We start from the raw sequence: 26303 nt of genomic DNA, 5'->3' as shown, positions 1-26303 counted from the left end.
CGGCCTTAAGCCTCCACCAGCGGCTGAACCAGTTCCGCGCTTGGTTGGTCGTTGCGGCGCTCGCCGATCCAAGTGGAGATGATGCGCAGAGCCTCCCCGCGCGGTACACCATTGACCTGCGTGCCGTCCAGGAAGCGGAAGCTTACCGCGTTTGCCTCGACGTCGCGGCCACCCACCAGCAGCATGAAGGGCACCTTGCCGGTGGTGTGGTTGCGGATCTTCTTCTGCATGCGGTCATCTGAGGTATCGACCTCCGCACGGATGCCCTGGGTGCGCAGCTCTGCGGCGAAGTCCTCCAAATAGTCGTTGAACTCATCTGCGACAGGGATGCCGACGACCTGGTGCGGGGCGAGCCACGCCGGGAAGGCGCCAGCATAGTGCTCCAGCAGCACGCCGAAGAAGCGCTCGATGGAGCCAAACAGGGCGCGGTGGATCATGATTGGGCGCTGCTTGGAGCCGTCCGGTGCCGTGTACTCCAGGTTGAAGCGCTCGGGCAAGTTAAAGTCCAGCTGCACGGTGGACATCTGCCAGGTACGACCGATCGCGTCGCGGGCCTGAACGGAGATCTTCGGGCCGTAGAAGGCAGCACCTGCCGGGTCCGGAACCAGTTCCAGGCCAGACTTGGTGGCCACGCGCTGCAGGATTTCAGTGGAGCGCTCCCAGATTTCGTCGCTACCCACAAACTTGTTCGGATCCTTGGTGGAAAGCTCCAAGTAGAAGTCGTCCAGACCGTAATCCCGCAGGAGGGAGATAATGAATTCCAGGACGGTGGTCAGCTCCTGCTCCAGCTGATCCTCGGTGCAGTAGATGTGCGCATCATCCTGGGTAAAACCACGGGCGCGGGTCAGGCCGTGGATCACGCCGGACTTCTCGTAGCGGTACACCGTTCCGAACTCGAACAGTCGCAGCGGCAGCTCGCGATAGGAGCGCCCGCGGGAGGCGAAGATCAGGTTGTGCATCGGGCAGTTCATCGGCTTGGCGTAGTAGTCCTGCGCCGGCTTGGTCACGGTGCCCTCGTCGTCGGTCTCCCCATCCAGCTGCATGGGCGGGAACATGCCGTCGGCGTAGAAGTCCAGGTGGCCAGACTTCTGAAACAGGTCGCCCTTCGTAATGTGCGGGGTGTTGACGAAGCTGTAGCCGGAGGCGATGTGGCGCTTGCGGGAGTGCTCCTCCATCTCCAGGCGAATAATGCCGCCGTCCGGGTGGAATACCGGGAAGCCGGAGCCGATCTCATCCGGGAAGCTGAACAAGTCCAGCTCCTGGCCCAGGCGACGGTGGTCACGCTTCTCGGCTTCCGCCATCATTGTCTGGAAGTCCGCCAGAGCCTCCTTGGATTCCCATGCGGTGCCGTAGATGCGCTGCAGGCCAGCCTTGGACTGGTCGCCTCGCCAGTAGGCGGCGGAGGATCGAGTCAGGGCGAAAGCCGGGATGTAGCGGGTGGTCGGCACGTGCGGGCCACGGCAGAGGTCGTACCACTCGACCTCGCCGGTGCGGGGGTTTACGTTGCTGTAAGCAGTCAATTCGCCGGTGCCGACCTCGGTGGCCTCGTCAGAGTCCGGGTCCACGTTACCCTTGTCCGCGATCAGCTCGGTCTTGAAGGGTTCGTCCGCGTACTCCGCACGGGCCTGCTCTGCGTCGTCGTAGGCCTTGCGCTCGAACTTCTGGCCGGACTTGATAATCTTCTTCATCGTCTTTTCCAGCTTGTTCAAGTCCTCCGGGGTGAAGGGCTCCGCAACCTGGAAGTCGTAGTAGAAGCCGTTATCAATCGCCGGGCCGATACCCAGCTTGGTGCCGGGGAACTCCTTCTGCACTGCCTGCGCCAAAACGTGTGCGCAGGAGTGGCGGATCACCCCGCGCCCCTCATCCGTGTTAGCCGGAACGGCAGTCACATCCACATCCTGCTCCGGCGCCCAGGATAGGTCGCGCAATTGACCTGCGGTATCCCCCTTCGCCTCCTTCACGCAGACGATGGCCTCTGGCCCCTTGTTCGGCAGTCCCAGCTCACGCATGGCAGCACCGGCCGCGGTGCCCGCTGGAACCCGGAACGTCACGGGTGCTGCGGTGCCTTCTGCGGCAGCGTCGGCGTTGTCGGCGGCTGGGGTGTTTTCGGGGGTACTCACTTGTGGATCGCGCTCCTTCTCGGGCCTTCAGTGACGGTCACATACCTGGTGACAGTCCTCAACGCCCGTAGATTCTACCCCTCCAGGAACTGTTGGCCCCAGTGCGCCCCGTTTTGTGTTCCGGGCAGCACCCAAAACACCGCCGAACCCACGTGAGTGATCCACGTGTTCAGCCTGTCCTTCTCCGCCAGCCGCTTCTGCAACGGAGTAAACGCCTCGTCGGGATCGTTCTGGAAGCAGATGAAGATCAGCCCGCTGTTGCCCAGCGGCGTGACCTCGTTGTCCCAGTTGTAAGCGCGGCGCCTAATACGGCTGCCCTCGCCCACCGAGATGCCCACGTGGCTGCGCTCATCGATCAGCGGCAGGCCGTCCTCGCCGGACTTGTTGAGGTCCACCGGGTCGAACTCGTCCTTCCCACCCAGCGGCGCGCCGGTATCCACGTGGCGGCCGAAGACGACCTCGCGCGACTTTCGGTCCAGTTTTTCCCAACCTGGCATGTCGAACACGATGCGGCGCACCACCATGGCACTGCCGCCCTGATCGTCCCAGATTGCCTCGTCGTACTCCGCGTCGGTGCGCGGAATGGCCGTGCCGTCCTTGAAACCCAGCAGGTTGCGGGGAGTCTCGCCCGTCGGCGAATCCACAAATCCACGCTGGGTCCATTTCGGTGTTGCGTAGTCGCGGCCACCGCGAGTCAGCACACGAGCGGCGTGACTCACTGCGGTGAGGCTATCCCCGCAGATCTGTAGCACCACGTCTGCGGCGCCGAAAGCGTTGTCGAGCTTGTCGCCCTTGAACTTCGGCAGGCCGTTCAGATTTTTCTTCACCCACGCAGGAGCCTCATCAATCAAGTCCACGTCCTTGATTAGACGCGGTCCCCACCCCATCGTAATAGTGAGGTTCTGCGGGGCGACCGTCAGCTCCGGCTCGAGGTCCGCCAGCGCTGTTTCGCCCTGCGTCATAGATCGTGCATCGCCGGTCCAGATGCGCATCAGGCGCGTCAGGTTCTTTTTCAGACCCCCCTTCGGCACGTTGTTGCGCTTCATGTTGAAGGCAACCACCAGCGCATGGGTTTGCGAATCTTCCTGGATGCCTGCTTGGTGCACCCCGTCGAAGCTGATCGTTCTTATGGACGCCCCATCGTCGGCGTCGCCCTGCCCGTCCGAGGCGGCGGAATCTTCCGCAGTGCTGCAGGCTGCCAGGACGGATGCGGCACCGGTCATTCCCAGTCCAGCGAAGAACCCCCGTCGGGTGAACGTGGGATCCCCGGTGGGCCCGGGAACGGGGGCGTCCATAGGTATAGAGACAGAACGTACGGGGTCAGGCATGGCGTTTAGCGCTCTTGACCGTCGCCGTAGTGCTCGTGACTGGTCTCCAGGACGCGCACCGGAATGTTGTCCATCTGGTGCTCCGTGCCGTCCTGCTCGACGAGAGTGATGTTGATAGTGTCGCCCGCTGCGAGGTCCTCCGGCGTATCCATGATCATGATGTGGTTGCCACCTGGCTCAAAGGTGCCTTCCTTACCGGCGGGGTACTTAAAGCCGCCAACCTCGCTCATGTTGCCATTCAGGTCCACTTCGTGCAGCTCGTACCGAGCGCCCTCCAGGTCGCCCTTGACCTCGACGATGGTGATGTCCCGGTTCGCAACGTTGCGCAGCTTGCCGTAGACGGCGCTCATCTGCCTGTCCGAGTGCTCGGTAGCAGCGTAGGCGCCGTCGAACTTTAGCTCGTCATCGCCGACGGACGCAGAGGCATTCTTGTCGGCAGAGTCAGCATCGTCGGTAGCGTCGGATTCCTCGACCTCTTCGTCGGCTTCAGTACTGGACGATTCCGCTGCAGTGCTGGACGATTCCGCTGCAGAAGAGCTGGTGGAATCGTTACTCTCCTCCTCGCTGTCAGAGCACGCGGACAATACGAGCGCGCCACTCAGAGCGAGTGCCGCCACAGACGCGGCGCGCTTCTTTGCAGTCATAAGAGCAGACAGGGACATAACGAACCTTTCGTTTTGCGATGATTGCGGGCACACAAGGAACAACCCGCCTGGGTAAACCCCCTAGGCGCGGTCTCCAATGTCTGGTGGTCCGCGGGTTAGTTGGTGGCTGCGGTGTTAGCTGCGCCGGCGCCGGTAGCCTCAGTCTCGGTGGCCTCAGTCTCGGTGGCCTCAGTCTCGGTGGCCTCAGTCTCGGTGGCCTCAGTCTCGGTCGCTTCGGTCTCCTCAGACTGTGCGGACTCAGAAGCCTTGGCCTCGCCGGAGTCCGTAGCGGCCTCTTCGGTGGACTGGATGCTCGGGGTAGCCGGTCCGGTAGTAGCGGTGTCCTCGCGCTTGTCGCCGTCGTTCTCATTCGGAGGGGTGCAGGCGGACAGTGCGAGAGCAGAGGTCAGAGCCAGTGCAGCGGCGGTTGCAGAGCGGAACTTCTTCACGGGAATTCTCCTGATCAGGTAAACGATAACTAATCGGAAGCGAAGAATCGGTTAATCGTTCTTCGCATCGCGGAATCGTGCGATGGCGATTGCCAAAGCACCTACGATAACGACGATACCGCCCAAAGGCAGTAACCAGGAAGGAACATGCGGGGACTGCTCCCCCTGTGCCCCCTCGTCAACGGTACTGCCGTTGCCGTCGTTCTTATCGACGCCACCGTCTCCGTCACTACCGCCTTCCGCTTCCAACGTGAAGTCCACGCTGCCGCGGGTGGAGTGACCGTCAGAGCTAGTGATCTGATAGCCGACGATGTACTTGCCGCTTTCCTGCTGGGACTGCACGTCCTTTGGCACCTCCAGGCTCAGCTCGCGGCCATCTGCCTTCGGCTCCCCACGGAACAGCACCTCTCCATCGTGCGACAGCGCAATGGTGTTGAAGCCTCCCTGCGGTTCACCGGAGAAGTTGAGGACGATCTTTTCCGGCAGCTTATCCACGGTGGAGTTAGCTTCCGGCGTGGATTTCAGCACGACGTCGTGAGCCGAAGCTGGGGAACTCATCCCCACGGAAAAAGCCGCGACCATTCCCGATGCTGCGAGAGCTCGGGCGAGGGGGCGCACAAAAGTAGAAAAACGGCGAGGCATGTAAACGGTGAACCTTTCTGTCACAACACTGCTAACACCATAGCGCCGAATACAGTGCGATCAATCCTGCGAAATTGTCTGGCGCTGCAAGAGTGGTCGGCGCTGGCCTGCCATAAGTTCCCTCGACCGCCTAACGGGGGCAATACGCGGGGGAAACAAAAACCGCCCGACATCTGAGCGCTGGGCGGTGCGTGGTGGTCCCAACTGGGTTCGAACCAGCGACCTTTCCGGTGTGAACGGAATGCTCTTCCACTGAGCTATGGAACCTTCAAGCGGCTTAACCACTGGGAAAGAAAGTTACCACTTGCCTTCTGGCAGAACCAAAACTGCAGGAATTTAGCTCACAGAGCATTGCACGGGGCTTACCGGGGTGTACGTAAACAGCAGCTGTTACAGGGTGGACTGAATTGCAATGTTGTAGTTCAGTCCCTGCGGTATGTGTTAGAGCATACCTCCGAAAGAGGCGATCTACCTGGTGATTTGTGAACTGCGATCCTAACAGGCTAGTGTTTGTTGTCGCAGCGAAGATGCATCGTTTTTTCAATGCATTACCGTCGCGAATGCGGATGTAGCGCAGTTGGTAGCGCATCACCTTGCCAAGGTGAGGGTCGCGAGTTCGAGTCTCGTCATCCGCTCCACGCTCAAGCCCCTTTAGTGGCTTGGGTTGTTGTTTTAGCGCGTTTAGCTCAGCGGGAGAGCGCTTCCCTGACACGGAAGAGGTCACTGGTTCGATCCCAGTATCGCGCACGAGCAGCCGCCTACTGTTGTACGGTGGTTGGTCAATGCGGATGTAGCGCAGTTGGTAGCGCATCACCTTGCCAAGGTGAGGGTCGCGAGTTCGAGTCTCGTCATCCGCTCCACGGTTCACTAAAGTGGGCCACGTGCAAGATACTTTTCTTGTTGCGGTGGAATGGCTGAGTGGCTTAGGCAACGGTCTGCAAAACCGTGTACACGGGTTCGATTCCCGTTTCCACCTCCACATTCTTTAAACCCATAGTGAACTTAAGGCGCGTTTAGCTCAGCGGGAGAGCGCTTCCCTGACACGGAAGAGGTCACTGGTTCGATCCCAGTATCGCGCACTGGATCCCATTCGGATCCTCTAGCGAAGGATTATTATCTTTCGCACGCGGATGTAGCGCAGTTGGTAGCGCATCACCTTGCCAAGGTGAGGGTCGCGAGTTCGAGTCTCGTCATCCGCTCCAAAATTTTTTGGGGGTCGCACTGCGTCCCCCTTTTTTAGTACCCTACCTGCGGCGTGGCGGCGGGGCTTGCAGGAAGTTCCGGGGCTAAAATCAATCGGCAATGAACGCCGAAAAAATTTCTCACTCTCGTGTAGACAGTCATGCAAGCAGCCCGGTAAACACCTCTCAGATCCTCTGCTGGGTTTTCTGGCCGCTGGCCGTGATGACCTTCATCCAGCGCGTGTTCGTGCACCCGTGGAATTCCCGGCTGACGGACGACTTCGGAACGGTCATCAACTCCCTCTACAAATTCCGGGCGCACGAGGCGATCTACGATCAAGATTATTCGTCTACAGATCCGCACTACCTCTACTCCCCCGGCGCCACGCTGCTGTTAAGCCCGATGTCGCTGCTCTCTAACATCGAGGCTGCCCGAGCGGTCTACGTCGTCGGCAACGGTATTGCCGCCGTACTGGCCGTCATGGTGCTGACGAAACTGTTCAACTTCTCCCTTCGTTCTTGGGTGCTGCCGGTAGGAATCTTTTTCCTCTTCAGCTCCGAGTCCATTGCCAACACTCTCGGATTCGGCAACATCAACGGCGTGCTGTTGCTGGCCGAGGCTGCGTTCCTGTGGCTACTCATCAACAATCGTGGCCTACTCGCGGGGCTTGTCATCGGCCTGGCCATCACCATCAAGCCGCAGTTCTTACCGTTGCTGTTTATCCCCCTGATGCGTCGGCAGCTATCCACCATTGCCGGTGGCTTACTAGTTCCGGTACTGCTGAACGTCATCGCTTGGCCTCTGACCGCCAACGCCGGCGAGTACCTGGATAAGCTGCTTCCCTATCTGGGCGAGGTGCGCGATTTCGCCAACTCCTCCATCCCCGGCGTGGGCGTGTACTTCGGCTTCCCCGATTGGACCATCTGGCTGTGGCGCATCCTGGCGGCTATCTGCGTGCTTGTGGCTTTGGCTATGCTGCTGCGCTTCCGCGACCGCGATCCAGTGATGTGGTCCGCCACTACTGCGGGTGTGCTGCTCACAGGCGTGTTCCTGATCAGCAGTCTCGGCCAGATGTACTACTCAATGCTGCTGCTACCGATGATCTTCACGGTCTTGGGCTCCCGCTCCGTAATGCACACCCCAGTGGCATGGCTGGGGGTGTACTTCTTCTTCAGCCTCGACTCCTGGGCCTCCGACCGCTGGGTCAACTACGGCCGGGTGGCGGAATATACGCGCGGCACGATTGGTTGGTCACTGTTGATTGTTGCTGCCGCGGCGGTCTCTACAATGTGGTTCTTGAGGGAAAGACGCCACAACGTCCACCCCTTAGGCGATCTACACACGAACGGTTTTTTCTACCGGGTTAAAACGAAAACAGGAGACGCAATTAATGGCTGAGTTGAACCCCACCACCGACTTCCGCACGCTCACCGATGAAGACTGGCGCGCGCGCCTCTCCCCCGAAGAGTTCGCCGTGCTACGCCAGGCTGGCACCGAGGCTCCTTTCAAGGGCGAGTACACAGATACGGAGACCGAGGGCGTGTATGCCTGCAAGGGCTGCGGTGCGGAGCTTTTCCGCTCGACCGAGAAGTTTCACTCGCACTGCGGCTGGCCGAGCTTTTTCGACCCGAAAAATTCAGATGCAGTGATTACCCGCGAAGACAATTCCCTGGGTATGCGCCGCATCGAGGTATTGTGCGCGCAGTGCGAGGGGCACCTGGGCCATGTATTTGAGGGCGAGGGTTACCCCACCCCCACCGATTTGCGCTACTGCATCAACAGCATTGCGTTGACGCTCCAGCCGACTACGGATTAGGCCAGCGACTCTACGAAGTTGGCCAGGTTCTCCTTGTCGCCGTTCACGCGACGACCGGTGAAGAACGGGATCTCTTCCCGCACGTGGTGGCGTGCTTCCGTGTAACGCATCTTGTGCATTAGCTCGACGATACGCTCCAAAGTCGGAGACTCGAAGGCCAGGATCCACTCGTAATCGCCCAGTGCAAAAGCCGGAACAGTGTTTGCGCGCACCTCATCGAAGCCCAGAGCGGCCTTACCGTGTTCGCGGAGCAGGCGGGAACGCTCCGAGCGCTCCATGGTGTACCACTCGTAGCTGCGAACGAACGGGTAGACGCAGATCCAATCGCCCGGCTCCTCGCCCATGATGAAGGAGGGCAGGTGGGCCTTGTTGAACTCGCTAGGGCGGTGCAGGCAGGTGTTGGACCATACTGGCTCGCAGGCCTGCCCCAGCTTGGTCTCCTTGAGGAAGCGGCGGTACGCCACCTGCAGGTCCTGCATTTTCTCTGCGTGCCACCAGATCATGACGTCGGCCTCCGCGCGCAGCGCAGACAGGTCATAGACACCGCGGATCTCCAGATCCTCATCCGCGTAAGAGTCGATGAATGCCTGAAAGTCCGCGGCCACCTCCGCGCGGTCGCCCAGCACGCCTGGCTCGATCTTAAATACCGAGTAGGTAGCGAAGCGGACGACAGCATTGAGACGCTTGATTTCCTGCGCGTTCAGTTCAGTCATGGTTTTAAGCCTTTTTAGCCTTTCTTGATGTTATGCATCGATGGGTTCCAATTTACGCCATCTCGCGAATGATCTCCCGAGCAGCTTCCACGCCGGAGGCCGCTGTCGCGGGCACGCCCACACCGTTGAGCATGGCGCCGGCCAGAGCCAAGCCGCGAATGTCGAGCACCTCGCTGTAAGCCTGCGACATCGCATCCATGTAGCCCACACCGTAGCGTGGCAAGCCACCCCACCAGCGCTGCACGAAGTACTCCTCCGGGGTCTTGCGCTCACCGGTGATGCGCTCCAAATCTTCCACCGCAAAGCTCAGCAAGGCACGGTTATCCACATCCAGGTGCCACGGGTTGCCGTAGCTGCCAAAGCTAGCGCGGACAAAGGCACCCCCGCGCTCGGCCAGGTGCGGCCATTTCCGGGAGGAGAACGTGAAGGCCTTGGCCTCCGTGGGGGCGTCGGTTCCCAAAAGAACTCCCGACCGTTCCGGGATGCCATGGGCGGAAGCCATCCGCATGCCAACAACCACGCTGCTAGCAAGATCGATGCCACCTAGAACGTCCGCCGCCGTGGGAGCCATGTACTGCAAAATTGCGGAGGCAGTGGGCGCGGGCGTGGCAACGATGACCGCGTCGAACTCGCCGATCGGGTCGATGTAGTATCCGCCGCGCGTGCGCCCGATGGATTCGACGGCGGTGTTGCGCAACAGCTCCGGGTTCGCGTGGCGCACCAAAGCATCAACCAGGCTGGCGTATCCGCCCCGCAAGCTGCGGAAGACGGGCTTTGGTTTGTCCCCTTCCGTGTTCGGGGAGGGGCGCTGCGACAGGATGGCATCGACGGCATCCACCAGGTAGAAGGGCTTGCCCTCCGCGCCCAGACGGTCCAGCTCAGCGGCCAACCGCGGGATGGTTGCACGAACGCCCAGATCAAAGGCGCTGCAGGAGTAGACTCCACCCAGCAGCGGGGAGACCAGACGATCGACCACAATGCGGCCCAAGCGGGCCTCTACAAGCTGGCCAACCGAAGTGTCTTGGTCCGGGGTCCACGTCATCGGCTGACCGTTGCGCTCCGCGTCTATCCGCGCTGCGCCGCTTTCGCCAACGACTTCCACTACGTCTTCGCCGCTCGCCGGGATGCCCATCAGGGTGCGGCGCGGGATATCTACCAGCGCACCGTCGACGAAGAAGCCGCTCGGCAGGCCGGAGGGTGTGCACAGTTGATCGCCAAGACCGATGGACTCAACAAGCTCTGTGAAGTCCTGTCGGAAACCAAGGTAGGCCTCTGCCCCCATATCCACCGGCCCGTTCGCATAGTTCACCGTCTTCAGCTTGCCGCCCAGGCGGTCGTAGGCCTCGGTCAGCAAAATGCTGGCGCTGGGGCCCAGTTGACGGCGCAACTCCCAGGCCGCCGACAGGCCAGCAATGCCACCGCCGATGATGGCGACGCGCAGCCCTTCCAGCCCGGACGTATCCAGTTTCTCGAAGCGGCAGGAAAACTGGTTGGCTTTCATCGCTTGTGAACCTCCTCAAAGGCACGGGTGATGGCATCGGGGTCGGTGTTCGGCAGAACCCCGTGCCCCAGGTTGAAAATGTGCCCGCGAGCCTGACCGCGATCGATCGCCCGATCGGCCTCGGCACAGATGCGGGTGATCTGTTCGGCAGCAACGTCCGGACCGGCGAACAGCACCGCCGGATCCAAGTTCCCCTGCAGCGTCTTCGCTCGCGTACCGGGCTCTGCCACTGGATCGGCTTCCTGCAACGCAGCGGAAATGCGGGCGGCAGCGGAATCCATTGGTACGCGCCAATCCACGCCCACCACGTCGGGGCCCGCCAGAGCCATGTCGCCCAGCAGCTCTCCGGTGCCCACGCCGAAGTGAATCATCGGGATGCCGTAGGCACGCATCGTATCGAAAATACGGGTGGAGTATGGCTGCACAAACTCGCGGTAATCCCGTGCGGAAAGGTAGCCAGCCCAGGAATCAAACAGCTGCAAAGCATCCACGCCCGCTTCCGCCTGAACCTGAAGGAAGCGGATAATTGTGGGCGTCAAACGACCCATGAGGGCATGCCATACATCGGGGTGCGAGTACATCAGAGCCTTCGTGAGCTCGTGGTTTTTCGAGGGGCCTCCTTCGACGAGGTAGCTGGCAAGGGTAAACGGTGCGCCCGCGAAGCCGATGAGGACTTGGTCATCGCGCAGCCCCTCTAGCACTCCGCCGATTCCCTCGACAATGCTTTCCAACTGCCCCGCCTCCACGATCGGCAAATCTGCGGCATCTTCGGCCGTGCGCACCGGGTGCTCTACAACCGGCCCGCGTCCGGCGACGATGTCCAACGCCACACCCGCCGCTTTCAGTGGCACCACAATGTCGGAGAACAGGATCGCCGCGTCGGCATCGTGCCTGCGTACCGGCTGTAGAGTGATTTCCGCGAGCAACTCCGGGTGAAAGCAAGATTCCAGCATGCCGTGGTCCTTGCGGATCTCGCGATACTCCGGCAGCGATCGACCAGCCTGCCGCATCATCCACACGGGGCGGCGGCTCGGGGTTTCTCCGCGCGCTGCGGCCAAGAAGGGCGCGTCCTTGTGGGCGCGACGCCGCGCCTCCGCCCCCGCTGTATCAGCGTGAATATCAGCTAGGAAAGTGCAATCAGTAGGCTCACTCGTCATAGATGCCATTATGCCAGCGCCATTACCACTGCCATCGGCGCGCCTCACCAAAGTGATAAACCTTAAAGGCTAGGTTTAGGCCTTGTGAGCCAAGAGACTGAGATCCCAGAGTACTTCCACGAAGCCGTGCGCTCTATGTCGGAAGCACAAGTGCGACGCGGCATCAGCGTCGGTGACATCCGCCCACCGCGCAACCTCGCACCCCTCAGCCACGCCATCGGCCTCGAGGTGCTGCCCGCCGACGACAACGACGACTCCAGCTCTACCCCAGCAGGCGATGCCTTCGGCCGCCTGATCCTGCTCCACGACCCCCAGGGCGACGAGCAGTGGAAGGGCAAAAAGATGCGCATGGTCGCCTACATTCAGGCGGACATGGACGCAGCCGTGGCCTCCGACCCGCTACTGCCGGACGTTGCTTGGGACTGGCTAAAGGAACAGCTCGACTCCCCCGCCTGCGAATACACCGACCTGGGCGGCACCGTTACCTCCACAGCTTCTGTCCGCTACGGCGACATCGGTGGCCCGCCGCGCGCCTTCCAATTAGAGATGCGCGCTTCCTGGACCGCCACCGGCTCCGATCTGACCGCCCACGTCCAGGCTTTCGCCGAGGTGCTAGCCAATGTCGCCGGGCTGCCGCCAGAGGGTGTAACGACCCTAGCTTTCGGTGCCCGCAACTCCCACACCGCAACGGCTGCTAACGATTCCTAGAGGATCCCGCTACTCACTGCGGTGACGTATCGTAGTTGCTGTGAGTTTTGTGTCCGTCCCCGCCGCCGGTACCCCGATCCTTCGGAATACCCCGCAGCAGATCGACGCAGCAGCCCGCGAACTCGCCGCGGGCACCGGCCCCATTGCGATAGACACCGAGCGTGCCTCCGCCTATCGCTACGACGATCGCGCTTTCCTCATCCAACTGCGTCGCCACGGAACCGGCACCTTCCTCATCGACCCGGAGGCCGAACCGGAGGCCACCCGCCGCATGGCCAAGGTTGTTAACGAGGCCACGTGGGTTCTCCACGCTGCCCATACTGACCTGCCTTGCCTCCTGGCCCTTGGCTGGTACCCGAAAGCCCTGCACGACACGCAGATCGCCGGGCAGATCCTCGGTATCGAGCGCATTGGCCTATCCGCCATGCTGGAAGCCTACTTCGACATAGAGGTACCGAAGGATAAGGGCAACGCGGACTGGTCGCGCAGGCCGCTGACACCCGCGATGTTGAACTACGCCGCACTCGACGTTGAATGGCTTCTAGAACTACTGGAATGCTGCCTCAACGACCTTGCCGCGGTCGACCGTACACGCTGGTACACCGAGGAATGCGCCCACATACTCGCCGCAGCCACGCCGTTGGCCGCCCACGACTGGACCGGCCTGAAGGGGCTCAGTTCGCTGCGCCGTGCGCTACCCCGTCGGATCGCGCACGACCTGTGGGAAGCTCGCGATGAAATGGCTCGCCGCAGCGACATCTCCCCGGAATCTATTCTGCGCAGCCGGGACCTTGTGGATATTGCCGGGCGTGCCGAAAGGGATCGGGGCGGTGCGCTGCGCCATTTGAACTCCTGCCTGCATCGCTCTCGGGCGCGCATGAAGCCCCGGGTCCGCAAGCACCTGGCCGAGCTTCTTTCGGACGCCCTCATGTCCGACCCCTCCGACGTCGAAAACCAACAGTTTCACCCGCCGCGGATCACCACTCGTGGCATCCCGGACCACAAAATCTGGCCTGCGGAATACCCGCGCGCCGCCGCCTACGCAGACGCGATCCTCAACGCAGCACAGCGGGCGGCCGACGATCTGGAGATTCGCCTGGATACGATCGTTACCCGCAAGAATCTGCGCAGAGCCGCCTGGCAGTGCTGGCGGGCAGAGGATTCTGGCGCCCTTGCGCGCGCCGAGGATGCGATCGCCGAATGGGAAGACCTACTGGGCGAACAATGGACCGAGTTGGGTCTGCGCTCTTGGCAGGTGGAAGTCCTGCTGAACGCCACTGCTCCCGCGGTAGTCGGGGTCTTCGCCGGTTAGTTAGAGCTTCTCGGCGTATCCCACGACGGTCTGCGCGACCGTCTCAACGTCCAGGCCGAGTTCTTCCAGCACTTCGCCACGCGACGCGTGCGCCAGGAACTTCTGCGGCACCCCCAGATTGCGTACTGGCACGTCAATGCCTGCCTGGGAAAGGTCATAGTGCAGACGGCTGCCCGCACCTCCGTGCACCCCGTTGTCCTCGATCGTTACGATCAAGTCACAGTCCCGGGCGAGCTCCAGCACGCTGCGCGCGGTGGGGACTACCCAATGGGGGTCGATCACGGTGGCGGAGAATTTGGCGCTTACAAGAGCCTCCGCAGCGCCGATCGCCTGGTCCGTCAATGCTCCGAACGAGACAATGAGCACCGTGCCGTGGGATCCGTCGGCCTCTGCGGTCTGCTCGAACAACACGTCGTAATCGGCCTCTTCACGCACCGCAGGCACGGCCGCTGGAGCATTGCCCTTCGGGAAGCGCACGACGGTCGGTGCGTCGTCGATGGCGACAGCGCGGTCGAGGGCCAGCTCCAGGGTGCGCGCATCGCGCGGAGCTGCGACGTGGATGCCGGGGACGATACCGGTGATCGACAGGTCCCACATACCGTTGTGGCTCGCGCCATCGGAACCGGTGATGCCGGCGCGGTCGAGTACGAGGGTGACGCCTAGCTTCAGCAGCGCCACGTCCATCAAAAGCTGGTCGAAGGCGCGGTTAAGGAACGTGGAGTAGACCGCGACAACCGGGTGCAGACCACCGAGGGCCAAACCCGCAGCGGAGGTGACGGCGTGCTGCTCGGCAATTCCAACATCGTAGGTGCGGCTCGGGTGAGCCTTCGCGAAGTCGGCGAGACCTGTGGGGCCGGCCATAGCGGCGGTAATGGCCACGACATCCTCGCGTTCGTTGGCGATGTCGATCAGGTGGTTGGAAAACACTTTGGTCCAGCTGATCGCACCCGCGGACTTCTTGGCGATGGACTCGCCGGTGATCGGATCGATCACGCCGGTGGAGTGCATTTGGTCGGCCTCGTCCTGCTCGGCAGGGTCGAAACCCTTGCCCTTCTGGGTGACGGTGTGGACGATCACCGGACCGCCGTAGTCTTTGGCGTACCGTAGGGCATTTTCGACCTGGTTCAGATCATGGCCGTCAACGGGGCCGATGTACTTAAGCCCCAACTCCGGGAACATCTCGTGCGGAATGACGGTGTGCTTCACGCCTTCCTTGAAGCCGTGGATCACCTGAAAGGCGCGATCGCCGACCCATCCCATGCGACCCAGGGCGTTTTTGCCCGTATCCATCACGCGGTCGTACATCGGCTGCAGGCGCAGCGCAGCCAGGTTTTCGGCTAGACCACCGATGGTGGGCGAATAGGATCGTCCGTTGTCGTTAACAACGACGACCAGGCTGCGCTTCTTCGCGGCGGCGATGTTGTTCAGCGCCTCCCACGTCATGCCGCCGGTCAGCGCACCGTCGCCGACGAGAGCCACCACATGGCGGTGAACCTGCCCGGTCAGCTCGAAGGCCTTGGCAAGACCGTCGGCGTAGGACAGAGATGCCGAGGCGTGGGAAGACTCAGTCCAGTCGTGGGGAGATTCCGCCCGATCCGGGTAACCGGACAGCCCGTCCTTTTGGCGCAGCGTGTCGAAAAGGTCGCGGCGACCCGTCAGAATCTTGTGCACGTAGGACTGGTGACCCGTGTCGAAGATCAGCGGGTCCGAGGGTGAGTCGAACACCCGGTGCATCGCGATCGTTAGTTCCACAACTCCCAGGTTCGGCCCCAGGTGGCCGCCGGTTGCGGAAACCTTCTGGATCAGAAACTCGCGGATCTCTGCTGCCAGCTGTTCCAGCTGGTCTGCGTCCAGCCCCTTCAGGTCAGCGGGCGAAGACACCTTGTCGAGAATTCCCATGTGAAACTACTCTTTTCCGTCCTCATGTCGCGCGCCGAATAATGTTTCCGTCCATTCTAACGGCGCTCACACAAATTGAAACAATCCCCTCGTGGTCTAACCGCCCCGGCCACCACGGGCCGGAACCAAGTGAGCCAGCAGCTCTACGTGGTGGTTCAAACCGAACGCATCCACCACGCACAACTCCTTGATGGCATACCCGTTCTGCATCCAGGCCCCGAGGTCGCGGGCGGCGGTTGCCGGGTCGCACCCCACATGCACCACGTGGCACGGGCGGGCCTTGGCAATATCCGCCACGGTTTGTGTGCCCGCGCCGGTGCGCGGTGGGTCCAGCACCACGGCGTGTACGAGATTTCCGCGCGGCAGGCTCAGCACCTGGCGCGGCACATCACCGGCGACGAACTCAACGTTGTCGATGCCCGCCGCGGCCAGCGCCTTTAGTCCCGACTCGCTGGCTGTTCCCGCCACGTCCACGCACACCACGTGGTCGGCTTTGCGGGAAAGTGCTGCGCTGAACACTCCCGCACCGCCGTAAAGGTCCCATGCCACCGTCTGCTTGTCCTTCTCACCCGGCGCTACTGGTGGAATATGGCGGGCGATCCATGCGGAGTAAAACTCCGGTGCGGCGCTGTGTGCCTGCCAAAAGTCCTGCACCTGGCTATCCCACTGCACGTCGAACTCGCGGTCCAGACCGGCCCCGAAGTGTACAGTGCGGGTGACGGTCGGCGCCGGAGTGCCATCCTCAAACATCTCCACGTGCGGGTCGGTGGGCTGCCCCTGCAGCTGCACCATCCGGCGCGTGCCATCGTCCGCCACAGCCACGGCGATCTCGGTGTTGGGGGTCAGCTTCCCCCGTCGCGCAGCTGCTGAATGTCCTTCGCAAGGCCGGCCTTCAGAGCTTCACTCCACTGCGCACACGGGTTATCCACGGGCACCACTTTGTGGGAGCCACGCACCCGCTGCCCAACGTTTCCGTTAGCGTCCACGGCCAGGCGCACGCGCGTGCGCGAGCCCGCGAACGGCTTCAAGCTCTGCGTAGTTACGGCAATTTTCTCTAGCGTTTCCGCGTCGATCTTTCCCACACGCGACAGCTGATCTAGTACCACTTGCTGCTTGTAATCCAGCGAGCCAGCAGCATCTACAAAGTCCAGATCGCAACACCCGGCGCCGGCCTGCGCGGCCGGACACAACGGAGCCACGCGGTGCGCACTCGGCTTCCCGATTGCCGTCGCCTCACCCGTGCGGAAGCCCTTCTTCGACTTCGAGTTGCGCGCCGGATCCAGCGCGACCGTCACGTCCTTCTCCCCCGGCAGCCCGCCGCGCACGAACACGATCTGCCCATCTAGCCGACCGATCACGGTGCCACCGTTTGCCGGCCCGGCAAGGTCCACCACCACTTCTTCTTTTTTAGCGACGCCCATCGGTCCCCACCTCTTCGCTACGTGCTTCCATGCTTTCTTGCTCCGCTGGCTCGGCATCTTCTTGCGGCGCGCCTTCAGGCTTGTTTTCGTGGCGCCCCTCCGCCTTGTTCGCAGCCTTCACAGCCCAGACCGTGACGGCCACCGCAATGAGCGTCAGCGGCCACCCCATCGCAATACGGGTGTAGCCCAAGGCATCCGTTTTGTCGGCAGCGTAGAGCCACTGCTGAATACCGAAGCGAGCAAAGAACACCAGCGCCCACGCGATGGTTGCAACATTGAAGGCTCGCACTGCGCGCCGGTTGGTGCGCCAGCGTTGGTCGTCACCATTAATGCCACGCCAAATCACTCCCACCAGCGGCCAGCGCACCAGAATTGAAATCGTAAACGCGATGCCTGCTGCCAGCGAATACCAGATGCCGTAGGCGAAATACCCCTTGGCATCGCCCATGAACCATGCAATGGCAGCACAGAGCGCGACGGCCAGAAACCCGGAGATCGCAGGCTGCAGATTCTCTTTGCGCGCCAAGCGCCACAGCAGAATTACCACAGCTACGGCAAGCGCCGAGATCAACGCAGGGGTCAGCCCCCACTGGCTGTTGACCGGCACCAGAACTAGCACCGGGAGTGTGGAGGAAACCAGACCGGACAGCCCGCCCATCTGCTCCAGCAGAGTGCCTTGCTCGTCCGCCATTACTGCTGTTCCCCGCCGGAGGCCTGCGTGCCACCCTGGGGTGCGTCGTACTGGCGGTGGGACAGCTGCTGCAGCTGCTCCTGTAGCGCCTCGGCCATCGCCTGTGGCATCAGCACTGGGAGCGGCTGACCCGCCGGGATCGGGTCGTTACCGCGGCGAATAAAGGTGCGCGCCACAATCTCGCGGCCGATCTTGGCCAGCTCGTCGGCCTTGGATTTCTCTCCGGCCAAGGTCACGCGGAACATCCAGCGTGGCCCATTCACGCCGATCAGTCGCATCTGCCCCTCCCCGGCCACGGCACAGATCTCCTGGCCCCACGGGCCATCCTCCAGATGCACCTCCAGGCCATCCTTCGTCATGCCGGCGACGGTATCATCGACGGCCTCCGCCCATAGGTCGCCATTGCGCGGGGCAGCAAAAGCGATTGGCGTGATTCGTCCGCCATCGATTTCCAGGTGAATCATCTGTGGGCCGTCTGGACCCATCTCTACCTTCACCTCACCGCCATGCGGCACAGGAACCAACATGGAACCCAGGTCCAACGCACCGCTGGCGAAATCCGAGAAGTCGAATTCGCGGAAATCCACTGTATCGCCGTCGAACGGTCCGTAGTCGTTCTCCGCCTGACTCTGCTGAGCCTGCCCAGCCTGCTCTACCTGACCAGCCTGGTCGTTGCTGTTATCACCTTTGTTCTTGCGCCCAAACATCCCACAAACTCCGTGTTCTTTCGTCCTCTAGCTCTTTACTTCTCTAATTTTCTAGTTTTCTTGTTCCCTAGATCATTTACAGCGCGTGCAAACGTTCTGTTCTGAAAACAACTGTAGTGGCTCGCTGTACTACACCCCGGTGGACCCATAGCCAGACTCGCCGCGCACCGTCTCGCCCAAATCATTTACGCTGTCTACTTCCTCCACGTCGCACAGGCTCACTTCCTGCACCAGCAATTGGGCGATGCGCTCCCCCCGCGACACCTCAATGGGGTGCTCCGGGTCCAGGTTAATCAGGCAGACCTTGATCTCCCCGCGATAGTCAGCGTCGATCGTCCCGGGCGCATTCACAATGGAAAGCCCCTTCTTCAGCGCCAAACCACTGCGGGGGTTCACCAAGCCCACGGTGCCAACGGGCAGTCCGATAGCGATGCCGGTGCCCACCAGCTCCCGGTGGCCCGGGGCAATCGTCACATCCGCGCTCGAGTACAGGTCGATACCTGCATCCGTGGGGTGGGCGCGGCGCGGCAAGGGCAGCTCTTTATCCAGGCGAACGATGCGCAGCGGGGCGTCATCACCAAAAGAGCTAGTGCTGTCGGTTGCATTTTGCTTAAGAGTCACGGTCACCAACATTACAAGTCCACCGGCGAAGTTACGATCTCCGAACCCCCAAGGGCTAGAATTACTAGGCGGTACCTATAGCGAACAGATCAACAGGAGTTTTCAATTGGCATCGGACGCTCAGTGGGAAAAGCTGCTGTATTCGGAGCATCAGCGCGTACCCCTAGTGTGGTGGCTGTTCGCCGCAGGCGTAGTCGCCATCATCTCGTGGCAGGCGCAGATGGGCCGACCGATGTGGGCCTTCTACGTATCCCTCGTAGTCACCGGCGCATTGGCCGTGTGGGCGCTGCTCTACTTCTCGCGCACGAAGGTGGAGGTAACGGAGGATAGCTCCGGTGAGCGTTGGTTGCACGTGGGGCCAGCTAAGCTTCCCGCCAGCGTTGTCAGCCGCAGCCTGGTTATCCCCCCAACCGCGAAGCGCGCCGCTATGGGGCGCCAGCTAGACCCGGCCGCCTACGTCGTGCACAAGGGATGGATTCCAACGATGGCGATGCTGGTCCTGGACGATCCGGACGACCCTACCCCCTATTGGCTGATCTCCACCAAGGAACCGCAGGAGGTTCTGGAGCAGCTGGGTCGCCCGATTTACTAGAAGATCCTGCTCGCTAAACAGCGACAGGCGGTATTAGGCGCAGTCCCTGCAGATGTACTCGCCCTCGTCGACGGTCTCTGCGATGCAGCTGCGGTGCTGCACCAAGAAGCACACGCTACACGTGAATTCGTCGTTCTGTCGCGGGATCACGGAGCCCGACAGCTCCTCACCGGAAAGGTCTGCCATAGGAACGTCGAAGGGCTCGACGATCTCTCCATCGTCCGTATCGGAAACGGCAGGCTCAGCCTTCTCTGCGGCCTTCAGGCCCTCCAGGGAGTCGGTTTCAATGTCATCCTCGGAGCGGCGGCGCGGTGCGTCGTAGTCAGTCGCCATGGGGGTCCTCTTCACGTCGATTGTGTCGTTTTGTAGATCCTGGACAGGGAGGCAAAACAGCCAGCAGGACTGGCTAAATTTCGCCTAAATTCGTCTCACTGTTCGCGGATCGTAGAGCACATGCCCGCCACTTGTCACTTTCACGCGCGCACTGGCTCCTTATTGGGGTAATCGACCTCCCCCCGAAACTATTCCACCAGCAGCTCAGCCAGCTCTTTAGCCACCCCCGGCTTCACCGCCATGACCAGGGCTTTCGCTTCTTTGGTCACGCCGTAATCGGGAGCTACCGAGATAGCGCCCGCACGGGCGGCAATCAGGCACCCAGCTGCGTGATCCCACGGCCCCAGGCCGTGCTCGAAGTAGGCATCCACTTCTCCGCTGGCCACGCGGCACAGATCCAGTGCCGCCGAGCCGATACGGCGAATATCCCGCACCTTCGGCAACACGCGTGTTAGTAGCTGTGCCTGGCGCCGCCGGTCGTCGGCCACATAGGAAAACCCGGTGGCAACCAGAGCTTGACCTAGGTTTGATTCCTGCCCCTCCGGAATCACTCGCAGCGCCTCCGCGCCCTGCTGCGAGCCTCGTAGCCGCCGGGCGAGCCCACCTGCGTGCGCCACGTACGCCGTCTGCGCCGTCACATCGATCACCACAGCTGCCACCGGCTGTCCGTCTACGATTGCCGCGATGCTCACTGCGTAGGCTGGCACACCGTAGAGGAAGTTTACGGTGCCATCGATTGGGTCAACGATCCACAGCACCTCACCCGGACCCGTCTCCTCACTGCTCAGTCCGCCTTCCTCACCCAACACGCGCGAGCCCGGTACGCGCTCGAGTAACTGTTCAGCGATCAGCTTTTCGCTAGCCTGATCAACCTCGGTCACTGGGTCCACCTCGGAGGTTTTGGTTCCTACTACGCTCACGTGGCCATGATCGTCCGCCAGTTCGCCACGGCGGCGTCGAATAAGCGCGGCCGCTGCCAGCCCCACCTCAAGCGCCACACCCTCCAGCTCGGCGGGGCTCAAGCAATTCTTTGTTTCTGGTAGCCCCTTATCTCCCGCCGTCGATTTCTCGTCGAACACCCGCAATGGCACCTGCTGGGACTGTGCCGATTGAAAGACGTCGGCCACCTCGCGCGCCGGGCCGCTGAATAGTTGTGCATCCGTGGCTTCCATACCCTCCACTGTGCCACTTTCTTAGCCCCATTAGTGGGGCCAGCCACACGACCAGCACAGCCCTATGGCTTCAAGGTAGGGTTATGACCATGACTGAGGACAAGGCAGAACAGAACCTGAGTTTCGGCGTGGATATCGGCGGCTCCGGCGTAAAAGGCGCAGTTGTAGACCTCAACACTGGCGACTTGGTCACCGAACGCTTTAAGATCCTCACCCCCAAGCCCTCCACCCCAGACGCTGTGGCAGAGGTCGTGCGCAAGCTGATGGACATGGCCGAATGGGACGGCCCGGTTGGTGTGACGGTTCCCGCCGTGGTCAAGGACCAGAAGGCTCGCTCCGCCGCCAATATCGACAAGTCCTGGATCAACACGGATATGCAGGAGCTGTTCAAGCGCCACCTTGGCGAGCGCGAGATCGCCGTTCTTAACGACGCCGACGCGGCGGGACTGGCAGAGGTCGAGTATGGCGAGGCCAGCGCGAAGCAAGGCGCTGTGCTGATGCTGACCTTCGGCACCGGAATCGGCTCCGCCATGCTGTGCGATGGCTACCTGTTTCCTAACTCCGAGCTGGGGCATTTGCCGCACGACGACAATGGCGACGTGGAGTGGTACGCAAGCTCCGCGGCGAAGGATCGCGAAGAACTGTCCTACAAGAAGTGGGCCGCTCGCGTGGACGAAGTTCTGCACGCTTACAGCGCGCTATTCAGCCCCAAGACCTTCATTGTTGGCGGCGGAATCTCCCGCAAGGCCGATAAGTGGGTACCGCTGCTGACCGTCGAGGAAGACGTCATCCCGGCGAAACTGCGCAACCAGGCCGGCATCATCGGTGCAGCTATGGCCGTCCGCGACGGAATCAAGCCCTAACGCACTATCGCGGAAAAACGCTATCAACAGGGCTCGAATGCAACACCTTGTTGAATTTTTAGTTATAATGGGCGGTCGATTCCCACAGAAGGGGTTTGACGAACCCCCTAGACCATCGGTTGCGGGCATGCCGTAACCCGGTGCGACCCAATTCTTCTTGAGAATGTGGCCACGTCAGGTGGCTATTTCGTCGCACCATGCACTACGAGCGAAAGGGCTTCAGTGGCAGCGAACGACTCGACGACCACCAGCGACGACAACACCGAGGGTGTTGTGCGGAAGGTTGCTAAAAAGACGGCAGCGAAGAAGACTGCCCGAAAGGTGGCTAAGAAGTCGACGGCTGCAAAGAAGACTGCCCGCAAGGCGACGGCCAAGAAGACCGCAGCCAAGAAAACCACCACGCAGAAGGCTACGTCCGCGACCACAGAGGTCGCTGCGCAGGCGGAAGAACAGGCGTCAACCCCAGTAGAGGAGGCGACACAGAAGACCGCAAAGAAGGCTGCCAAGAAGACCGCGCGCAAGGCCGCTAAGAAGACGGCAAAGAAGGCTGCCAAGAAGACAGCAAAAAAGACTACGCGCAAGACTGCCAAGAAGGCGGCGAAGAAAACCACTGCTAAGCGCGGCACCAAGGCGGCGAAGGCGGCAGAGGAGATCGCCGAAATCGACGACGCCTCGCTCGGCACCGACGCTCCGGAAAAAGACGCAACCGCATCCCCGGCCGAGGTCGAGAACTTCGACAACGATCCGGAGGACATCGATGATCTAGACGGCTTGGACGAGGACGACGACCTCGATGACCTGGATGATCTAGACGATGATGACGATCTGGATGATCTGGACGACCTCGACGACGATGACGAAGACGATGACCTCGACGACGACTTGGAAGACGACCTGGACGACGACGAGGACGGGGACGAGGACGATTCCGAGGACTCCGACGAGGAGACCGACAAGAACGACGGAAGTTTCGTCTGGGATGAGGATGAATCCGCCGCGCTGCGCCAGGCCCGCAAGGATGCTGAGCTAACGGCTTCCGCCGACTCCGTACGCGCGTACCTGAAGCAGATCGGTAAAGTTGCGCTGCTGAACGCGGAGCAAGAGGTCTCGCTGGCCAAGCGCATCGAGGCTGGCCTATACGCGGCCTACCGCCTGCAGGAGATCAAAGAGTCGGGCGAGAAGCTATCCCCGATGCACCGCCGCGACCTGCGCGAGATCGACCGCGATGGTCGCCGTGCAAAGAACCACCTGCTGGAGGCCAACCTGCGACTGGTCGTGTCGCTGGCCAAGCGCTACACCGGTCGCGGCATGGCGTTTTTGGACCTGATCCAGGAGGGCAACCTGGGCCTCATCCGCGCAGTCGAGAAGTTCGACTACGTGAAGGGCTACAAGTTCTCCACGTACGCCACCTGGTGGATCCGCCAGGCCATCACCCGCGCAATGGCTGATCAGGCCCGTACCATTCGCATTCCGGTCCACATGGTGGAGGTCATCAACAAGCTCGGCCGCATCCAGCGCGAGCTGCTGCAGGACCTAGGCCGCGAGCCGACCCCGGAGGAGCTGGCCCGCGAAATGGACATCACCGTGGACAAGGTACTGGAAATCCAGCAGTACGCCCGCGAGCCCATCTCTCTGGACCAGACCATCGGCGACGAGGGCGATTCCCAGCTGGGTGACTTTATCGAGGACTCGGAGGCCGTTGTGGCCGTCGACGCGGTCTCGTTCACCCTGCTGCAGGATCAGCTGCAGGACGTCTTGCACACCCTCTCCGAGCGTGAGGCTGGCGTGGTGAAGCTGCGCTTCGGCCTGACCGACGGCATGCCGCGCACTTTAGACGAGATCGGGCAGGTTTACGGCGTGACCCGTGAGCGTATCCGCCAGATCGAATCGAAGACGATGTCCAAGCTGCGCCACCCGTCGCGCTCGCAGGTGCTGCGCGACTACCTGGACTAGCCGCCAGCCCTCCCCTAACGCTGCTGGTTGTTCTTCACACAGTCGGAGAATTCCGTGCCGCGCAGATCCTCACACCCCTCCATGCTCTTCATGGCCGTCTGCGTGAAGAAGATCGCGATCGCCATCGCTACCACTCCCAGAACCAGGCCGATGATCGCGTAGCTGCGCTGCGTTCCCCGGCGGTTAGCGATCACCACCGACGCAATACCCACGAGGATCGCAATGGCTGCCACGACGATGCCGATCAGCGGAAACATCGCCGCCGGAATGGCCAAGATACCCACGATGAGGGCCGCCAGGCTCAGGCCACTAACCCTGCGGGGCGCGATCTTCTGAAGTTCGACCTCCTGCGCGTTGGACTTATCCAGATCAGTGTAGTCTTCTCGAGCCACGGTGCCTTACCTTCCTGTTTCCTGTACGGGCTTTGTTGCCCCTGATGCGGCCGGTCGGGCACGACCGGCACTCAACGCGGTGTATCTTACCCCACGCCGAATTTCCTACCAGTCCCTTAGATACGCAATGCGGTCCCGCAACTGCTGCGCGGTACACAGCGCCGTTGACGGGCCACCACAGTTACGCCGGGCATCATTGTGAATCTGCCCGTGTGGCTTGCCGGTGCGGGCGGACTTCATAGACACCAGCGCGTTCAGCTCCTTGCGTAGCGCAGGCAGCTCCTCGCTGGCTACGCGCTTGTTGCGCAAGTCCGCACCACTGCCCTCCGGGGCTGGTTTCTGCTGTTCCTGTTTGCGGCGCTGTTCCTCTTCCTTCGCCCGCGCGTCCAATTGCTCGGCTTGGCGCTGGCGCAGCAGCGTACGCATCTGTTCGGCGTCTAGAAGACCGGGTAGGCCAAGATATGCCTGCTCCTCGTCCGATCCGCTCAACGTCGAGGTGCCGTACGTCGAGCCGTCGTAGATGAGGCTGTCGAGTTCGGCCTCGGCGCCGACAGACTCGTAGCCCTTATCCTCTTCCGGTTCGTTCTGCTCTTGGTTTGCCTGCCGCAGCAGCTCGTCGTCCCACCCCTCGTTGGGGCGGTCGGGCTTACCCAGCACGTGGTTGCGTTGTTGCTCCATCTTCGAGGCCAGCTCGAGGAGGACGGACACGCTAGGCAGGAAGATAGAAGCCGACTCGCCCGGCCGTCGTGAGCGTACAAAGCGGCCGATGGCCTGGGCAAAGAACAGCGGTGTAGAGGATGACGTGGCGTACACGCCCACGGCCAGGCGGGGCACGTCCACGCCTTCCGAGACCATGCGCACGGCTACCATCCACTCGTCTGTGCTGGCGGAGAAGTCTTTAATGCGGTCCGAAGAGCCCGGCTCGTCGGAAAGTACCACCGTCACCGGGGTGTTGCTGATCCGCTCTAGGATCTTTGCGTAGGCGCGGGCACTGGTCTTATCTGTGGCGATCACCAGGCCACCCGCGTCGGGTGTGGCCTCGCGCAACTGCTGCAACCGCGTTTGGGCGGCGTTGAGTACAGCCGGGATCCAGTCACCCTTCGGATCCAGCGCCGTGCGCCACGCCCGAGCTGTCTGCTCTGCGTTGAGGGGCTCGCCCAATCGGGCCTCGAACTCCTCGCCGGCTGAGTTGCGCCAACGGGCTTGGCCGGAGTACGCCAGGAACACCACGGGGCGCACCACACCGTCTTTCAGTGCATCCGAATATCCGTAGGTGTAATCGGCCGCCGACACCAAGGCGCCGTCCGCGCCTTCCACGGCCTCGTAACGCACGAAAGGAATTTGCGAATCGTCGGAGCGAAACGGTGTACCCGTCAACGCTAAGCGGCGTTCCACGTGCTCGTAGGCCATCCGCACGCCGTCGCCCCAGCTCTTCGCATCGCCGGCGTGGTGGATCTCGTCCAAAATCACCAGAGCCTTCTTAGCCGTGGCCACCTGGTAGTGCTTCGTCGGCTTCATGCCCACCTGGGCGTAGGTCACACACACGCCGTCGAAGGCGTTGTTAAACGGCGAGGAGTTTGTGAACTCAGCGTCGAGCGCAATACCCCGCTCCGCGGCGGATTGGGCCCACTGCACCTTCAGATGCTCGGTGGGCACAACGATTACCAGGCGATCCACCGCACGGGTATCGAGGAGCAACCGTGCGATCGTCAGGGCGAAGGTCGTCTTACCTGCCCCTGGGGTTGCCACGGCCAGGAAGTCCTTCGGGCTGGCCTCGACGTATTTGTTCAGTGCCTCCTGCTGCCATAGGCGGAGGTGCTTCACTTCTTGCGCAGCCCCTTGTAGATCTGCTCGCAATCCGGGCAGACGGGCGAGCCCGGTTTGGCTTGCTTGCGTACGGGGAAAGTCTCGCCGCATAGCGCCACGACCAGCTTGCCCATCACTGCGGACTCGACGATTTGATCCTTCTTCACGTAGTGGAAGAACTTCGGAACATCATCGTCCGTCGTCGTGTCCGTATTGACTTCGGGGCGCTCAATCGTTGTCGTACTTGGATTACTCACAGTTCACCATCATGCCCCTGAATC

Annotated in this window: 26 protein-coding genes and 7 tRNA genes; 13 read left to right on the top strand and 20 right to left on the bottom strand. The window is 61.7% G+C overall.

The features are described from left to right. Nucleotides 1-5: 5 nt before the first annotated feature. The 6 genes from thrS to ACKFRT_RS02670 form a co-directional block, all read right to left on the bottom strand. Complete coding sequence (thrS, locus tag ACKFRT_RS02695) at nucleotides 6-2009, bottom strand: threonine--tRNA ligase (protein WP_408926122.1); 2004 nt, start codon at nucleotides 2007-2009, stop codon at nucleotides 6-8. A 185-nt stretch (nucleotides 2010-2194) separates the two neighbouring features. Beyond that, the gene (locus ACKFRT_RS02690; RefSeq protein WP_408925652.1) at nucleotides 2195-3448 is read right to left on the bottom strand and encodes a Dyp-type peroxidase; all 1254 of its coding nucleotides are present in this window, start codon (nucleotides 3446-3448) and stop codon (nucleotides 2195-2197) included. A gap of 5 nt (nucleotides 3449-3453) precedes the next feature. Then, nucleotides 3454-4092: a copper chaperone PCu(A)C gene (locus ACKFRT_RS02685; RefSeq protein WP_408925651.1), complete on the bottom strand. Its 639-nt coding sequence runs from the start codon at nucleotides 4090-4092 to the stop codon at nucleotides 3454-3456. 116 nt (nucleotides 4093-4208) lie between these two features. Beyond that, complete coding sequence (locus tag ACKFRT_RS02680; protein ID WP_408925650.1) at nucleotides 4209-4541, bottom strand: hypothetical protein; 333 nt, start codon at nucleotides 4539-4541, stop codon at nucleotides 4209-4211. A gap of 51 nt (nucleotides 4542-4592) precedes the next feature. Beyond that, complete coding sequence (locus tag ACKFRT_RS02675) at nucleotides 4593-5099, bottom strand: copper resistance protein CopC (RefSeq protein WP_408925649.1); 507 nt, start codon at nucleotides 5097-5099, stop codon at nucleotides 4593-4595. Between the two features lie 276 nt (nucleotides 5100-5375). Next, nucleotides 5376-5450, bottom strand: a tRNA-Val gene (locus ACKFRT_RS02670). 295 nt (nucleotides 5451-5745) lie between these two features. Here ACKFRT_RS02670 and ACKFRT_RS02665 point away from each other — a divergent pair. The 8 genes from ACKFRT_RS02665 (at nucleotide 5746) to msrB (ending at nucleotide 8181) form a co-directional block, all read left to right on the top strand. Continuing rightward, a tRNA-Gly gene (locus tag ACKFRT_RS02665) sits at nucleotides 5746-5821 on the top strand. A 37-nt stretch (nucleotides 5822-5858) separates the two neighbouring features. Continuing rightward, nucleotides 5859-5930, top strand: a tRNA-Val gene (locus ACKFRT_RS02660). Between the two features lie 37 nt (nucleotides 5931-5967). After that, nucleotides 5968-6043, top strand: a tRNA-Gly gene (locus ACKFRT_RS02655). Between the two features lie 44 nt (nucleotides 6044-6087). Then, nucleotides 6088-6162 (top strand) — tRNA-Cys (locus ACKFRT_RS02650). Between the two features lie 28 nt (nucleotides 6163-6190). Continuing rightward, nucleotides 6191-6262: transfer RNA gene (locus ACKFRT_RS02645), tRNA-Val, on the top strand. A 47-nt stretch (nucleotides 6263-6309) separates the two neighbouring features. Further along, nucleotides 6310-6385 (top strand) — tRNA-Gly (locus tag ACKFRT_RS02640). 100 nt (nucleotides 6386-6485) lie between these two features. Continuing rightward, nucleotides 6486-7763 (top strand): glycosyltransferase family 87 protein, encoded by a 1278-nt coding sequence (locus ACKFRT_RS02635; RefSeq protein ID WP_408925648.1) that lies wholly within the window; start codon nucleotides 6486-6488, stop codon nucleotides 7761-7763. Further along, a complete protein-coding gene (gene msrB / locus ACKFRT_RS02630) occupies nucleotides 7756-8181 on the top strand; it encodes a peptide-methionine (R)-S-oxide reductase MsrB (protein WP_408925647.1) in 426 nt (141 codons plus the stop codon). The genes ACKFRT_RS02635 and msrB overlap by 8 nt, the downstream gene beginning before the upstream one ends. Here msrB and hemQ read toward each other — a convergent pair. Genes hemQ through hemE form a run of 3 tightly spaced genes read right to left on the bottom strand, consistent with a single transcriptional unit; the run spans nucleotide 8178 to nucleotide 11561 of the window. Then, entirely contained in the window at nucleotides 8178-8894 is a 717-nt protein-coding gene (gene hemQ, locus ACKFRT_RS02625; protein ID WP_408925646.1) for a hydrogen peroxide-dependent heme synthase, read from the bottom strand. The two genes, msrB and hemQ, sit on opposite strands and share 4 nt — an antisense overlap. 52 nt (nucleotides 8895-8946) lie before the next feature. Then, nucleotides 8947-10395: a protoporphyrinogen oxidase gene (hemG, locus tag ACKFRT_RS02620; protein ID WP_408925645.1), complete on the bottom strand. Its 1449-nt coding sequence runs from the start codon at nucleotides 10393-10395 to the stop codon at nucleotides 8947-8949. After that, entirely contained in the window at nucleotides 10392-11561 is a 1170-nt protein-coding gene (hemE, locus tag ACKFRT_RS02615; protein WP_408925644.1) for a uroporphyrinogen decarboxylase, read from the bottom strand. Before hemE ends, hemG begins: the two co-directional genes overlap by 4 nt. A gap of 75 nt (nucleotides 11562-11636) precedes the next feature. Here hemE and ACKFRT_RS02610 point away from each other — a divergent pair, with 75 nt between their 5' ends. Next, the gene (locus tag ACKFRT_RS02610) at nucleotides 11637-12260 is read left to right on the top strand and encodes a DUF3000 domain-containing protein (protein WP_408925643.1); all 624 of its coding nucleotides are present in this window, start codon (nucleotides 11637-11639) and stop codon (nucleotides 12258-12260) included. 40 nt (nucleotides 12261-12300) lie between these two features. Beyond that, entirely contained in the window at nucleotides 12301-13572 is a 1272-nt protein-coding gene (locus ACKFRT_RS02605; RefSeq protein WP_408925642.1) for a ribonuclease D, read from the top strand. Here the strand turns inward: ACKFRT_RS02605 and dxs are convergent, their stop codons facing one another. From dxs to dut, 6 genes are all read right to left on the bottom strand, one after another. After that, nucleotides 13573-15471 carry a 1-deoxy-D-xylulose-5-phosphate synthase gene (dxs, locus tag ACKFRT_RS02600; RefSeq protein WP_408925641.1) on the bottom strand — a complete coding sequence of 633 codons (1899 nt, stop codon included), beginning with the start codon at nucleotides 15469-15471 and terminating at the stop codon, nucleotides 13573-13575. Nucleotides 15472-15567: 96 nt separating this feature from the next. Beyond that, entirely contained in the window at nucleotides 15568-16293 is a 726-nt protein-coding gene (locus ACKFRT_RS02595) for an RsmD family RNA methyltransferase (RefSeq protein ID WP_408925640.1), read from the bottom strand. 20 nt (nucleotides 16294-16313) lie between these two features. Continuing rightward, nucleotides 16314-16892, bottom strand: a complete 579-nt coding sequence (locus tag ACKFRT_RS02590; protein WP_408925639.1) for a TRAM domain-containing protein — start codon at nucleotides 16890-16892, stop codon at nucleotides 16314-16316. Then, entirely contained in the window at nucleotides 16879-17583 is a 705-nt protein-coding gene (locus ACKFRT_RS02585; protein WP_408925638.1) for a DUF3159 domain-containing protein, read from the bottom strand. The genes ACKFRT_RS02590 and ACKFRT_RS02585 overlap by 14 nt, the downstream gene beginning before the upstream one ends. Beyond that, complete coding sequence (locus ACKFRT_RS02580) at nucleotides 17583-18290, bottom strand: DUF3710 domain-containing protein (protein ID WP_296213809.1); 708 nt, start codon at nucleotides 18288-18290, stop codon at nucleotides 17583-17585. The genes ACKFRT_RS02585 and ACKFRT_RS02580 overlap by 1 nt, the downstream gene beginning before the upstream one ends. A 129-nt stretch (nucleotides 18291-18419) precedes the next feature. After that, complete coding sequence (dut, locus tag ACKFRT_RS02575; RefSeq protein ID WP_296213812.1) at nucleotides 18420-18923, bottom strand: dUTP diphosphatase; 504 nt, start codon at nucleotides 18921-18923, stop codon at nucleotides 18420-18422. A 94-nt stretch (nucleotides 18924-19017) separates the two neighbouring features. On the opposite strand from dut, the gene ACKFRT_RS02570 reads away from it, so the two are divergent. Continuing rightward, nucleotides 19018-19503: a DUF3093 domain-containing protein gene (locus ACKFRT_RS02570; protein ID WP_296213815.1), complete on the top strand. Its 486-nt coding sequence runs from the start codon at nucleotides 19018-19020 to the stop codon at nucleotides 19501-19503. Between the two features lie 33 nt (nucleotides 19504-19536). Here the strand turns inward: ACKFRT_RS02570 and ACKFRT_RS02565 are convergent, their stop codons facing one another. Both ACKFRT_RS02565 and ACKFRT_RS02560 read right to left on the bottom strand, forming a co-directional pair. Beyond that, nucleotides 19537-19836: a DUF4193 domain-containing protein gene (locus ACKFRT_RS02565; protein WP_296213819.1), complete on the bottom strand. Its 300-nt coding sequence runs from the start codon at nucleotides 19834-19836 to the stop codon at nucleotides 19537-19539. A gap of 188 nt (nucleotides 19837-20024) precedes the next feature. Next, nucleotides 20025-21008 carry an inositol monophosphatase family protein gene (locus tag ACKFRT_RS02560; protein WP_408925637.1) on the bottom strand — a complete coding sequence of 328 codons (984 nt, stop codon included), beginning with the start codon at nucleotides 21006-21008 and terminating at the stop codon, nucleotides 20025-20027. A gap of 83 nt (nucleotides 21009-21091) precedes the next feature. Between ACKFRT_RS02560 and ppgK the strand changes: the two genes are divergently transcribed. Further along, nucleotides 21092-21871 (top strand): polyphosphate--glucose phosphotransferase, encoded by a 780-nt coding sequence (gene ppgK, locus ACKFRT_RS02555; protein ID WP_408925636.1) that lies wholly within the window; start codon nucleotides 21092-21094, stop codon nucleotides 21869-21871. Nucleotides 21872-22093: 222 nt separating this feature from the next. Next, nucleotides 22094-23824, top strand: a complete 1731-nt coding sequence (locus ACKFRT_RS02550; protein WP_408925635.1) for an RNA polymerase sigma factor — start codon at nucleotides 22094-22096, stop codon at nucleotides 23822-23824. A 14-nt stretch (nucleotides 23825-23838) separates the two neighbouring features. Here the strand turns inward: ACKFRT_RS02550 and ACKFRT_RS02545 are convergent, their stop codons facing one another. From ACKFRT_RS02545 to ACKFRT_RS02535, 3 genes are all read right to left on the bottom strand, one after another. After that, the gene (locus ACKFRT_RS02545; protein WP_296213831.1) at nucleotides 23839-24216 is read right to left on the bottom strand and encodes a DUF308 domain-containing protein; all 378 of its coding nucleotides are present in this window, start codon (nucleotides 24214-24216) and stop codon (nucleotides 23839-23841) included. Between the two features lie 105 nt (nucleotides 24217-24321). Next, complete coding sequence (locus ACKFRT_RS02540) at nucleotides 24322-26040, bottom strand: DEAD/DEAH box helicase (RefSeq protein ID WP_408925634.1); 1719 nt, start codon at nucleotides 26038-26040, stop codon at nucleotides 24322-24324. Further along, nucleotides 26037-26279, bottom strand: coding sequence for a DUF3039 domain-containing protein (locus tag ACKFRT_RS02535; protein ID WP_005295046.1), 243 nt, complete (start codon nucleotides 26277-26279; stop codon nucleotides 26037-26039). Before ACKFRT_RS02535 ends, ACKFRT_RS02540 begins: the two co-directional genes overlap by 4 nt. Nucleotides 26280-26303 lie beyond the last annotated feature (24 nt).

It is taken from the genome of Corynebacterium jamesii (assembly GCF_046097395.1).
Classification (GTDB): Bacteria; Actinomycetota; Actinomycetes; order Mycobacteriales; family Mycobacteriaceae; genus Corynebacterium.
This window is presented reverse-complemented; position numbering and strand designations above follow the sequence as displayed.